At 35.8% G+C, this 13,647-nt stretch carries 10 protein-coding genes; 8 read left to right on the top strand and 2 right to left on the bottom strand.

Annotated elements, in window-relative coordinates; genetic code table 11:
• Positions 1 to 94 precede the first annotated feature (94 nt).
• Both DR871_RS07355 and glmM read right to left on the bottom strand, forming a co-directional pair.
• Complete coding sequence (locus tag DR871_RS07355; RefSeq protein WP_113665880.1) at positions 95 to 871, bottom strand: membrane metalloprotease; 777 nt, start codon at positions 869 to 871, stop codon at positions 95 to 97.
• A 202-nt stretch (positions 872 to 1,073) separates the two neighbouring features.
• Complete coding sequence (gene glmM, locus DR871_RS07350; protein WP_113665881.1) at positions 1,074 to 2,462, bottom strand: phosphoglucosamine mutase; 1,389 nt, start codon at positions 2,460 to 2,462, stop codon at positions 1,074 to 1,076.
• 119 nt (positions 2,463 to 2,581) lie between these two features.
• Here glmM and DR871_RS07345 point away from each other — a divergent pair, with 119 nt between their 5' ends.
• The 8 genes from DR871_RS07345 (at position 2,582) to DR871_RS07310 (ending at position 13,553) form a co-directional block, all read left to right on the top strand.
• The gene (locus DR871_RS07345) at positions 2,582 to 3,166 is read left to right on the top strand and encodes an acyl carrier protein phosphodiesterase (protein ID WP_113665882.1); all 585 of its coding nucleotides are present in this window, start codon (positions 2,582 to 2,584) and stop codon (positions 3,164 to 3,166) included.
• Positions 3,163 to 4,848, top strand: coding sequence for a gamma-glutamyltransferase (gene ggt / locus DR871_RS07340; protein ID WP_113665883.1), 1,686 nt, complete (start codon positions 3,163 to 3,165; stop codon positions 4,846 to 4,848). Before DR871_RS07345 ends, ggt (DR871_RS07340) begins: the two co-directional genes overlap by 4 nt.
• Before the next feature lie 15 nt (positions 4,849 to 4,863).
• Complete coding sequence (gene ggt, locus DR871_RS07335) at positions 4,864 to 6,549, top strand: gamma-glutamyltransferase (RefSeq protein ID WP_113665884.1); 1,686 nt, start codon at positions 4,864 to 4,866, stop codon at positions 6,547 to 6,549.
• A 13-nt stretch (positions 6,550 to 6,562) separates the two neighbouring features.
• A complete protein-coding gene (locus tag DR871_RS07330; RefSeq protein WP_113665885.1) occupies positions 6,563 to 7,231 on the top strand; it encodes a DNA alkylation repair protein in 669 nt (222 codons plus the stop codon).
• Positions 7,232 to 7,273: 42 nt separating this feature from the next.
• Positions 7,274 to 9,058: a chloride channel protein gene (locus DR871_RS07325; protein ID WP_091169138.1), complete on the top strand. Its 1,785-nt coding sequence runs from the start codon at positions 7,274 to 7,276 to the stop codon at positions 9,056 to 9,058.
• A 102-nt stretch (positions 9,059 to 9,160) separates the two neighbouring features.
• The gene (uvrA, locus tag DR871_RS07320; protein ID WP_113665886.1) at positions 9,161 to 11,992 is read left to right on the top strand and encodes an excinuclease ABC subunit UvrA; all 2,832 of its coding nucleotides are present in this window, start codon (positions 9,161 to 9,163) and stop codon (positions 11,990 to 11,992) included.
• 118 nt (positions 11,993 to 12,110) lie between these two features.
• On the top strand, positions 12,111 to 12,551 hold the full coding sequence (locus DR871_RS07315) for an endonuclease domain-containing protein (RefSeq protein WP_207209799.1): 441 nt from the start codon (positions 12,111 to 12,113) through the stop codon (positions 12,549 to 12,551).
• Positions 12,552 to 12,824: 273 nt separating this feature from the next.
• On the top strand, positions 12,825 to 13,553 hold the full coding sequence (locus tag DR871_RS07310) for an LOG family protein (RefSeq protein ID WP_113665887.1): 729 nt from the start codon (positions 12,825 to 12,827) through the stop codon (positions 13,551 to 13,553).
• Positions 13,554 to 13,647 lie beyond the last annotated feature (94 nt).

Raw genomic sequence — 13,647 nt, 5'->3', positions numbered from 1 at the left:
AATCTCCAAACTCAAATGATTTTGGAGATTTTTAATTTTATATTTTTTCTACTTGCAAAACTTAGCTTTGCGCCAAAGTTATTCTTCAAAATAATTACTTCCCTCCATTAGCCCGAAGGTCCGCAATACATTGCGCGTCTAATTGTGGAGCTGCACCGCTTGAAACCATGTTTCCAATACCGCCTCCAATTTCAGATGACCAATACATCAAACACGTTTTTTCAATACAATGTTTTGGATGTTCTGCATCTTCGTGATTGCTTTGCAAAGCTGTGCCAAGATTAGTCAATCCTAATATGTGCCCGAACTCATGAGTGATTACTGTTGTTTCTAACAAACTTCTGTTGGGTTCAAATGGACTGTCACTAAGACCTTGAATGGTTTGCTGGAAAATTACAAAAGAAGTATTTCTGTAAGCCGTTCCCAAAATAACAGACGTGTCAGTGTCTTTTGATGATTTTCCATCCGCAAAAAATGCCCAAACCGCTATTTCATCAGTATTATTGTATTTTGTTCTGTTCGCATCTTCAATACTTACAATTTCTTCATTCGTATATGGCGAATTTCTAGGCGAAGGTATAGCTCGCTTGACAACAGTAATCCCGTTTGGCTTATATGTTCTTGCTGTAAGAAAGTTTATAAAATTATTTATAGCAGTATTGCTTGGCTCAAAACCGGTTACATACACTACTTCAATAACCATTTTCTTGAACTTTTTATCCGATAATAAATCGTTAGCAGAACTTCCTGTTGGTTGTTTGTTAGTTATAGGATTTACTGCAATCGGATTATCTATGGGATCATCTTCTTTTGAACAGGATACTACTGAGAGGAACAAAACAATCGCGAGTAATGTAAATATTTTTTTCAAAGTTTTTTTAAATTAGGAGTATTGATACTATCTTAATTGAACATAAATTATATGTACTTAATCATCTACGAAAACTAACGCCTTTTGGATTAATATTATTGTCTTCCATAATTTAAACGAAAAGTCAGACCATCATATCTCAAACGAAAAAACCCTTTCAAATGCTATTTTGAAAGGGTTCGTTTTATATAAAAATGCGGGATTATATTCCAGCCACTGCTTTTATTTCGTCAATGATTCTAAGCGCCAAAGCATCTGCTTTTTCTTGCGAAGCCGCTTCCGTATATATACGTATAATTGGTTCTGTATTCGATTTTCTCAAGTGAACCCAATTTTCAGAAAAATCAATCTTCACACCGTCTATAGTTGTAATATCTTCATTTTTGTATTTTTCCGTCATCGCAACAAGAATAGCATCCACATCAATTTGTGGTGTCAATTCGATTTTGTTTTTGCTCATGTAATATTCCGGATACGAAGCACGTAAAGCAGAAACCGTCATTTTTTTATTAGCCAAATGCGTTAAAAACAAAGCCACTCCTACCAAACTATCACGACCGTAATGAAGCTCCGGATAAATGATTCCGCCGTTTCCTTCTCCTCCTATTACAGCATTATTCTTTTTCATCAACTCGACTACATTCACCTCGCCCACGGCACTTGCTTCATAACTTCCGTTATGCAAATTAGTCACATCACGCAACGCACGGGAAGACGACATATTCGATACCGTATTTCCTGGTGTTTTACTCAAAACATAATCGGCGCAAGCCACCAAAGTATATTCTTCACCAAACATTTCTCCGTCTTCACAAATGAAAGCCAAACGATCTACATCAGGATCCACAACGATTCCTAAATCGGCTTTTTCTTTGACAACCAATTCGGATATATCAGTCAAATGTTCTTTTAACGGCTCTGGATTATGAGGAAAATGTCCGTTTGGTTCGCAGTATAATTCGACCACTTCAACGCCCATTAATTCCAATAATCTTGGAATAATAATTCCTCCCGAAGAATTTACACCATCCACAACCACTTTAAATTTAGCTGCTTTCACCGCATCAACATCTACTAAAGGCAAATTCAAGACTTCATCAATATGAATATCCATGTACGCATCGTTAATCATAATGGTTCCTAAATCATCCACATCCGAGAAATCGAAAGCTTCCGCTTCAGCAATTTCAAGAATTTTTAAACCTTCTTCTCCATTCAGGAATTCTCCTTTTTCATTTAATAATTTCAAGGCATTCCATTGTTTTGGATTGTGTGAAGCGGTAAGGATAATTCCGCCTTCGGCTTTTTCTAAAGGAACAGCCACTTCAACAGTTGGTGTTGTCGAAAGTCCTAAATCAATCACGTCAATTCCTAAACCGATTAAAGTATTTACCACTAAATTGTGAATCATTGGTCCTGAAATACGGGCATCACGACCTACAACAACAGTGATTTTTTCTTTACCAATATATTTTTTCAACCAAGTTCCATACGCCGAAGCAAATTTAACTGCATCAACAGGTGTCAGGTTATCACCTACTTTACCTCCTATTGTTCCACGAATTCCCGATATTGATTTTATTAATGTCATTGATTATTATTTTAATTTTTGAATTATAAATTTTAAATTGCTCACAAATATAATAATTGACGGTTTATAAAAGTCATTTAGAATTCAAAATTCATCATTTAAATTCCTAAATTAGGCGAATGAATTTTCTAGCACACATCTATCTTTCTGGTGATAATGATTTAATAAAAATTGGCAATTTCATGGCCGATGGAATTCGTGGGAAACATTTTGAAACTTATCCAATTGATGTTCAAAAAGGAATCATTTTACATCGTGCCATTGACACTTTTACTGATGCGCATCCCATTTTTAGACAAAGCACCAAAAAACTGCATGAAAAATACCATCATTATGCAGGTGTAATTGTGGATGTTTTTTACGATCATTTTTTAGCTAAAAACTGGAATACGTATTCCGATGAAAAATTGGAAGAATTTGTAGCCCGTTTTTACCAATCCTTGCACAATAATCACAGCATTCTTTCGGAAAGAACTAAGGGAATGATGCCTTACATGATTGAACACAATTGGCTGGTGAGTTATCAAACGGTGGACGGAATTAATCGAATTTTGACGCAAATGGATCAACGCACCAAAAACGAATCTAAAATGCGGTTTGCTACCAATGAACTTTCTGAATTTTATCTCGAATTTGAAAATGAATTCACCAATTTCTTTCAAGAATTAATATTATTTACGAATACTAAAATAACCACTTTATGAAAAAAATAATTTTCCTACTCGCCTTTGCCATTTTAGGTTGTAAATCGAATGAAAAAACGGTAGAACCAACGGGCTTAGTAACTTCAAAAGCTATGGTTGTCTCCGCACGTGAAGAAGCTTCACAGATTGGAGTGGAAATCATGAAAAAAGGTGGAAATGCTTTTGATGCGATGGTTGCCACAGAACTGGCTTTGGCAGTTTCACATCCACAAGCAGGAAATATAGGTGGTGGCGGCTTCATGGTTTTCAGAAAAGCAAATGGCGAAACTGGCGCTATCGATTATAGAGAAAAAGCACCTTTAGCAGCCACAAAAGACATGTACTTGGACACAAAAGGAAATGTAATCGAAGGAAAAAGTACCGCAACGGCTTTAGCATCGGGAATTCCGGGAACGATTGCAGGAATATTTGAAGTCCACAAAAAATATGGCTCTTTACCCATCAATGAAATTCTGAAACCTGTAATTGCTTTGGCAGAAAGAGGCGTTGTTGTCACTAAATTTCAAGCCGAAAGCTTGGCTTATTACAGAGCTTCCTTTATAAAAAGTAATGGTAAGAATAGTTTGTTTTCGAAAGTATACAAAGAAAATGACACCATAAAATATACTGCATTAGCAGCAACATTAAAAAGGATTGCGAAAAACGGTCGGGATGAATTTTACAAAGGAGAAACAGCTCAAAAGTTAGTTGCATTTCTGGCTAAAAAAGGCGGAAATTCTACAATTGAAGATTTAAACAGTTATAATGCCAAATGGCGAACTCCAATTACTTTTCAATATAAAAATTTAAAAATCACTTCGATGTCTCCACCAAGCAGTGGCGGAATTTGTCTGAATCAAATCATGAAAATGATTGAGCCTTTCAACCTATCGCAAATGGGACACAATAGTATAAAAACTGTTCAAGTAATTACAGAAGCCGAACGACGGGCGTATGCCGACAGGAATTATTTCTTGGGTGATCCTGATTTTGTAAAACTTCCTGTAAAAGAATTACTAAGTCCATCCTATTTAGAAAAAAGAATGAGTGATTTTTCATTCGATCAAGCTTCTAAATCTTCGGATATTGCCCATGGGGAAATTAAAGGATATGAAAGCAACCAAACCACCCATTATTCAATTGTGGATTCAGAAGGAAACTCAGTTTCGGCAACGACTACTCTGAATGATAATTATGGTTCCAAAATATATTGCGACGAATTGGGTTTCTTTTTGAATAATCAAATGGACGATTTCAGCGCCAAACCTGGAGTTCCCAACTTATACGGACTGACTGGAAGTGAAGCTAACAGCATTGCGCCGGGAAAAAGAATGTTGAGTTCCATGACGCCAACGATTGTAGAAAAAGATAACAAACTTTTCATGGTTGTAGGAACGCCAGGAGGTTCCACTATTATCACATCGGTGTTGCAAACGATATTGAATGTGTATGAATTTGATATGAGTATGCAAGAAGCGGTAAATGCACCCCGTTTCCACCATCAATGGATGCCGGACGAAATTACATTTGAACCCAATTCTTTCGATAAAGAATTATTGAATGGTTTAAAGAAAAAAGGATATTTCATCAATGAAAAAAATAAAGAAATTATTGGTGAAGTAGACGCGATTTTGATGTTGCCAAATGGAAAATTGGAGGGTGGCGCTGACAAAAGAGGCGATAACAAAGCCGTTGGTTTTTAAATTTATAGTATTCAAATGAAAAAAATTATTATTCTATTGAGTGTTCTTTCTATTGGTTGCAAAACCCAAAATGTATTGGTTCAATCCACAGGACTTGTTGCTAATGAAGCAATGGTTGTTTCGGCACGTGAAGAAGCTTCAAAAATTGGAGTTGAAATCATGAAAAAAGGCGGAAATGCTTTTGATGCGATGGTTGCTACTGAATTAGCTTTGGCTGTAGCCTATCCGTTTGCAGGAAATCTTGGAGGTGGCGGCTTTATGGTGTATCGAAAAGCAAACGGAGAAATTGGTTCTTTGGATTACCGAGAAAAAGCGCCATTAGCTGCAACTAAAGATATGTTTCTTGACGAAAAAGGAAATGTAATAAAAGGAAAAAGCACCGAATCTCCTCTTGCTATTGGAGTTCCCGGAACAATTGCCGGTGTTTTTGCAGTTCATGAAAAATTGGGTTCATTACCGATTGAAGAGATTCTAAAACCTGTAATTGAGTTAGCAGAAAGAGGGGTTATTGTTACCAAAAAACAAGAAGATAGATTAGCGGCGTATAGAGACAAAATCATAAAAGTAAATGGCAACAAAACATTATTTGCAACTGCTTTCAAAGAAAATGATGTTATAATATATCCTGCGCTGGCAACTACATTGAAAAGGATTTCAAAAAATGGCAGAGATGAATTTTACAAAGGTGAAACAGCTAAAATATTAGTCAAATACCTTCAGGAAAAAGGAGCAATAATTACTTTGGAAGATTTGAATAAATACGAAGCCAAATGGAGAACGCCACTCACTTTTGATTATAAAGATTTAAAGGTTATTTCAATGCCTCCACCCAGCAGTGGCGGAATATGCTTGGCTGAAATATTCAAAATGATTGCCCCTTTTGACCTAGCTAAAAAGGGCCATAATTCAACCGAAGCCATTCAAGTTATTGTTGAAGCTGAAAGAAGAGCGTATGCCGACAGAAGCTATTATCTGGGCGACCCAGATTTTGTAAAAATACCTTTAAAAGCTTTAATGGCAGATGATTATTTGAAACAAAGAATGTCGAATTTTAGTTTTGAAAAAGCCACTTTATCATCGGAAATAAAAGAAGGAAAAGTAACTTATAATGAAAGTACGGAGACCACCCATTATTCGATTGTAGATCAGTTCGGCAATGCGGTTTCGTCCACTACTACATTAAATGACGGTTATGGTTCTAAATATTATTGTGCTGAACTGGGGTTTTTCCTCAACAACGAAATGGATGATTTCAGTGCCAAACCAGGTGAACCCAATATGTTTGGGTTAGTAGGAAATGAAGCCAACAGTATTGCACCGCAAAAAAGAATGTTGAGTTCCATGACTCCAACAATTGTAGAGAAAAACGGAAAATTATTCATGGTTGTGGGTTCTCCCGGCGGTTCTACCATTATTACATCAGTATTACAAACAATATTAAATGTTTATGAATATAGTTTGAGTATGCAGGAAGCTGTAAACGCACCTCGTTTTCACCACCAATGGTTGCCGGATTTAATCACTTTTGAGCCTAATACTTTCGATACTAAAACCTTTGAAAACTTAAAATCGAAAGGATATTTAATCAATGAAAAAACGACTCCAGTAATAGGAAAAGTAGATGCTATTTTGGTTTTACCAAGTAACAAACTCGAAGGTGGTGCTGATTTTAGAGGAGACGATAAAGCAGTTGGATTTTAAGAAATAGCAATTTATGAACTTTATACTTGCCTTAGAAAACTCTTTTGAAGCAAATAAAAATCCTGAAAATGCTTTTGCGATGGCAAAATACATGAAGAACAACTTTCCTTTTTTTGGAATAAAAACCGAGGAACGAAGACGCATTTTTAAGGAAATTTGGAAAGAAAACAATGAAGAGGTTTCAGCAAACGCAAGGGGAATTGCATTAGATTTATATTCAAAACCAGAACGGGAATTTCAGTATTGTGCCATTGAAATTTTGATAAAGGAATTAAAAGGAAATTATAAAAAAGAAGACATTCAACTGATTGAAAAACTAATTCTGAACAATTCTTGGTGGGACAGCGTGGATACGATTGCAAAGTACATTTTAGGAGAATATCTATTAGAATTTCCATCGGAAACCAAAAAAGTAATAACACGATTTTCAGATTCACAGAATATGTGGTTGAACCGAAGTGCTATTTTATTTCAATTGGGTTACAAACAAAGAACGAATGTTGATTTTTTATTCTCCGAATGCTTAAAACAAGCTCATTCTAAGGAATTTTTTATTCAAAAAGCAATCGGTTGGGCGTTACGGGAATATGCAAAATCAAATCCTGAAGATGTTCAAGAATTTGTAAAAACCAATACTTTAAAACCATTAAGCAAAAAAGAAGCGTTAAAAAATATGTGTTAGGATTAAAATAATAGTAGTTTTGTAGCCCTCTTAAAAAGTATCATGTTCAAAAAAGTAATAGCCAAACTAGAAGTAATAATTGCCGTAGCACAGTCTATATTGACTCCAAAACAGTTTATATTTTTATCTGCCGTTTTGGTTGGAATCTCCTCTGCATTTGCCGTAATAGTTCTGAAAACTTTTGCGCATTGGGTATTTTCCTTTGCAACTTATGTCAGCGGAATTTTAAAATTGGGTTTCATTAATAGTATTCTACCTATAATTGGTATTGTGCTCACCGTTTTTGTCATCAAAAGAGTTTTAGGAGGAACAATACAAAAAGGGACTTCGCAAATTTTATATGCAGTTGCTAAAAAAGCGAGTATTATTCCAAAAAAACAAATGTACGCCCAAATTGTAACGAGCTCATTAACGGTTGGTTTAGGTGGTTCTGCAGGTTTAGAAAGTCCAATTGTAATTACAGGAGCTGCTTTTGGTTCAAACTATGCACAAAAATATAAATTAAGTTATAAAGACCGAACTTTACTAATTGGTTGTGGAGTTGCAGCTGGAATCGCCGCAGCTTTCAACGCACCTATTGCTGGAGTATTATTTGCTATCGAAGTACTGTTGGTGGATGTTAGTATTGCAGCCTTTACACCCATCATGATAGCTGCTGCTACAGGAGCTTTGGTTTCTGTAATTGCATTAAACGAGGAAATTTTACTATCCTTTAAACAGCAACAGAGTTTTGATTATCATAATATTGCTTTTTATATTCTTTTAGGTTTATTTACCGGATTCATTTCCGTTTATTACTCCCGAAATTTTCAGAAAGTAGAACATTTTTTCGCAAGACTTAAATTATCACCCTATAAAAAAGCGTTGTTTGGTTCTTCAATTTTAGCCATTCTTATTTTTATTTTTCCAACACTTTTTGGAGAAGGATATGAAAGTATCAAAACATTATCAGAGAACGATCCCGGAAAATTATTAGAAAACACATTATTCAGTAGTTTTCGCGATAATAGTTGGGCACTTTTACTTTTTGTAGGGTGCACGATGATGATAAAAGTTTTTGCAACCGGAATTACTTTAGGAAGTGGCGGTAATGGTGGAAACTTTGCTCCCTCGTTGTTTTTGGGTTCTTATGTTGGTTTCTTTTTTTCCAAATTTTTAAATCTCACAGGACTTACTAAATTACCCGTTAGTAATTTTACTTTGGTGGGAATGGCAGGTATTTTGAGCGGTTTATTTCATGCTCCGTTGACTGCGATATTCTTAATTGCTGAAATTACCGGAGGATATAACTTGATGATTCCGCTTATGATTGTAGCATCAATCAGTTTTGCCATTTCAAAGCGTTTTGAAAAACACTCGATGGATGTGAAAAATCTCGTGCAAAAAGGGCATGCCTTTACCAGCAACAAGGACACTAATGTACTTTCTACACTAGAGACAAGTACCATTATTCAAACAGATTTTCTTACGGTAACTCCTAATGAAAATTTAGAAAGACTCGTTGATCTCATTTCTCATTCCAACCAAGTGATATTTGCAGTAGTTGATACCGAACAGAACTTATTGGGCATTGTTCATTTTAATGATATTCGCGAAATAATATTCAATAATTACCGCGTTAAATATACATTGGTGAAGGAAATAATGCTAAAACCTGTTGAAACAATTTCACCGGACGACAGCATGGAAATGGTCATGAATAAATTTGAAAAATCGAAAAAAGCATTCTTACCCGTTCTTAAAGACGGAAAATATTATGGATTTATTTCTAAATCTGTTGCGCTTGAAGCTTACAGAACCAAACTAAAATCCATGACGATTGAATAAATTTTTAATACTTCTTTTAACACAATCTTCTAAACTGTTGTATCGAAAGAATAAATCAAAATGGTAACTTTGCTTCCGACCATTCGGAATTTGCAAAAAATTATGTTAGACAAAGACAATACCATTGAAGTTCAAGGCGCTCGCGTCCACAACTTAAAAAATATAGATGTTTCCATTCCTCGTGAAAAACTGGTCGTAATTACTGGTCTTTCGGGTTCCGGGAAATCCTCCTTAGCTTTTGATACGATTTATGCCGAAGGGCAACGCCGTTATGTAGAAACTTTTTCGGCGTATGCGCGTCAGTTTTTGGGTGGGTTGGAACGTCCAGATGTTGATAAAATTGACGGACTTTCTCCAGTAATTGCCATCGAACAAAAAACAACCAGTAAAAGTCCGCGTTCCACCGTGGGAACTATCACTGAAATTTATGATTTCCTGCGTTTATTGTACGCTCGTGGCGCTGATGCGTACAGTTACAATACCGGCGAAAAAATGGTTTCCTATTCTGATGAGCAAATCAAGGATTTGATTATTCAGGATTTTACGGGAAAACGAATTAATATTTTGGCTCCAGTTATTCGGGCTAGAAAAGGACATTATGCGGAACTTTTTCAACAAATTGCCAAGCAAGGTTTTCTTAAAGTTCGCGTGAATGGCGATGTGCTGGATATTACTTTGGGAATGAAACTCGACCGTTACAAAACACATGATATCGAAATTGTAGTGGACCGAATGGTTATTGAAGATACTGCTGACAATGAAAAACGTTTGACAGAAAGTATCAATACAGCCATGCATCACGGAGAAAATGTGTTGATGGTTTTAGACCAAGATTCTAATGAAGTTCGTTTTTTTAGCAGGAATTTGATGTGTCCAACTACTGGAATCTCCTACCAGAATCCAGAACCCAATTTATTTTCTTTCAACTCACCAAAAGGTGCTTGTGACCACTGCAACGGATTAGGAACGGTAAATGAAATTAATCCAAAGAAGATTATTCCAAATCCAAAATTATCAATAAAAGCGGGAGGCTTTGCTCCATTAGGAGAATATAAATCATCCTGGATTTTCAAGCAATTGGAAATTATTGGTGAAAAATATGGCTTCAAATTGACAGATGCAGTTAACACAATTCCTGCTGAGGCGATGGAAATGATTTTGAATGGCGGAAAAGAAAAATTCACCATCAATTCTAAAGATCTTGGCGTTGCCAGAGAATACAAAATTGATTTTGAAGGGATTTCGCATTTTATCAAAAATCAACATGACGAAAGCGGTTCAACAAGCATAAAACGTTGGGCCAAGGAATTCATGGACGAAATAAAATGTCCGGTTTGTGATGGTTCTCGCTTGAAAAAAGAAGCACAGTTCTTTAAAATTAATGGAAAAAATATTACCGAATTGTGCGATATGGACATTTCGGATTTGACGGTTTGGTTTAATGCTTTAGATAACCATTTATCTGATAAACAAAAGCGTATCGCTACTGAAGTAATCAAAGAGATTAAGGACCGATTGAACTTCTTGATGAATGTAGGTTTGGATTATTTGGCTTTAAGCCGAAGTTCCAAATCACTTTCTGGTGGTGAGGCACAACGCATCCGTTTGGCAACTCAAATTGGTTCGCAGTTGGTTGGTGTTTTGTATATTTTGGATGAACCAAGTATTGGTTTACACCAAAGAGACAACGAAAAACTAATTCATTCTCTGGAACAATTACGAGATATTGGAAACTCTGTAATTGTGGTGGAACACGATAAAGACATGATTGAACGCGCGGATTATGTGATTGATATTGGACCAAAAGCGGGAAAATACGGAGGAGAAATCATCAGCAAAGGAACGCCTGCCGAAATCCTGAAACACCATACCATTACCGCCAAGTACATGAATGGCGAGATGAAAATTGAAGTTCCAAAAAAACGTAGAGAAGGAAATGGAAAATTCCTAAAACTGACCGGAGCAACAGGAAACAACTTGAAAAATGTTTCGATAGAATTGCCTTTGGGTAAAATGATTTGCGTGACTGGAGTTTCGGGAAGTGGAAAATCAACTTTGATTAATGAAACGCTCTACCCTATTTTGAATGCTTATTATTTTAACGGTGTCAAAAAACCGCAGCCCTATAAAAAAATTGAAGGATTGGAGCACATCGATAAAGTGATTGATATTGACCAAAGTCCGATTGGAAGAACACCCCGAAGCAATCCGGCAACTTATACGGAAGTTTTTACCGAAATAAGAAATCTGTTTACGATGACTTCCGAAAGTATGATTAGGGGTTATAAAGCGGGCCGATTTAGTTTTAATGTAAAAGGCGGACGCTGTGAAACCTGCGAAGGTTCCGGTGTACGAACAATTGAAATGAACTTTCTGCCAGATGTTTATGTGGAATGTGAAACCTGTCAAGGAAAGCGTTTTAACAGAGAAACATTGGAAATTCGATACAAAGGGAAATCCATTTCGGATGTTTTAAATATGACGGTGGATGAAGCGGTTCCGTTTTTTGAAATGATTCCGAAGATTTACAGAAAAGTAAAAACGATTCAGGATGTTGGTTTGGGTTACATCACATTGGGTCAACAAAGTACAACGCTTTCCGGTGGCGAGGCGCAACGAATCAAATTGGCGGGAGAATTATCTAAAAAAGACACTGGAAATACGTTTTATATTCTGGACGAACCCACAACTGGATTGCATTTTGAAGACATTAGAGTCTTGATGGAAGTAATCAATAAGCTGGTTGATAAAGGAAATACGATTTTGATTATCGAACATAATATGGATGTTATCAAATTAGCGGATTATATTATTGACATTGGCCCTGAAGGTGGAAAAGGCGGTGGACAGCTTATCGCCAAAGGAACACCTGAAGAAATCATAAAAATTAAGAAGAGTTATACTGCGCAATTTTTGAAAAAAGAATTACTTTGATTCCCCTCATTTGGAGGGGTGCCTGAAAGGCGGGTTGGTTTTCTTTACTATTAGTGTTTTCTTTTTGTAAATTTATTCGTAGGTTCCGTTCCAAAAAAAGGGAATAGAAACAACGATTATGGAAAACAATGGCGAGATAACGGCTTATATAAACATGCAGCCTATTTATAGAAATTTCATTGAAAACTTACCGTATAACATAAAACTAAAAGCTAGATCACGAGCATTGCGCAAAGCAGGTGTGTTGTCAGAAGTTATTTTTTGGTTGCAAGTGCACAAAGGAATGTTTTGGAAAATAGATTTTGACAGACAAAGAATCATTGGTAATTATATTGTAGATTTCTATGTAAAAACCTTAGGTTTAGTAATTGAAATTGACGGTTCAAGCCATAATAATAAAGAAGATTACGACCAAACAAGAGAAGATTATCTCGTTTCTTTAGGATTAAAGGTTTACAGAATATCTAATTTAAGGGTAAAACATGATTTGAATAATGTAATGTTGGAACTGGAAAGCTACATTGTTTTAGAATTTGGAAATAAAGAGGCTATTTGTTGAAATTTAGACAATAAAACCACCCCGCCCTAACGGGCACCCCTCCAAATGAGGGGAAAAATACAATAACAACTCGATGTGAAAATAACTTCTTGTAAAAATTATAAAAAATTAAGAAGAGCTATACGGCGCAGTTTTTGAAAAAAGAATTACTTTAGTAATTGAGAGCCCTAGCCCAGATAGCAGCGGAAATCCTTATGAGCCGGGGTTCGGCGATTAAGATTGAAACGAATAGCTGGAAGTGGCTCCAAAAAAATAAGATTTAAAATAGAGAATATGAGATTAGAAGACTTTGATAATGACGAGGATAAAGTAATCCAAGACCGATTAAAAAGAAAAACTTGGAACGAAATTAGAACCAATGATAGTTGGGCTATTTTTAAAATCATGGCCGAATTTGTGAACGGTTACGAGAGCATGGGACGCATAGGTCCTTGCGTAACTATTTTTGGCTCTGCTAGAACAAAACCAGAGCATGAATATTATTTGCTTGCCGAAAAAATTGCTTATAAAATCAGTAAAGCTGGTTACGGAGTGATTACTGGCGGCGGACCAGGAATTATGGAAGCGGGTAATAAAGGAGCGCATTTAGGCGGTGGAACCTCAGTGGGACTTAACATTGTATTACCCTTTGAGCAACATTATAATCCATATATTGACAGTGATAAAAATTTGAATTTTGATTATTTCTTTGTTCGAAAAGTAATGTTTGTAAAATATTCTCAAGGCTTTGTGGTAATGCCAGGAGGTTTTGGTACTTTGGACGAAATGTTTGAAGCGATGACTTTGATTCAAACTAAAAAAATAGCCAAATTCCCAATCATATTGGTTGGGAGCAGTTTCTGGACGGGATTGATTGACTGGATAAAAACAGTATTAGTAGAAAGAGAAGGTACAGTGCATGCGGAAGATTTGAATTTATTTAAAATTGTAGATACAGAGGATGAAGTGGTTGATGTATTGAATGCATTTTATAAGAAATACGATTTATCACCAAATTTTTAATAAAAACGAAGCTGCCTCAAAAACAGCTTCTTTTTTTGCTTAATTTTAGTGAACATCTGAATAATTATATCGAATTATAAGTATATTTATTTTT

It is taken from the genome of Flavobacterium petrolei, from assembly GCF_003314435.2.
GTDB lineage: Bacteria > Bacteroidota > Bacteroidia > Flavobacteriales > Flavobacteriaceae > Flavobacterium > Flavobacterium petrolei.
Note: the sequence above shows the minus strand (reverse complement) of the source record. Positions and strands in the feature narration are given on the sequence as shown.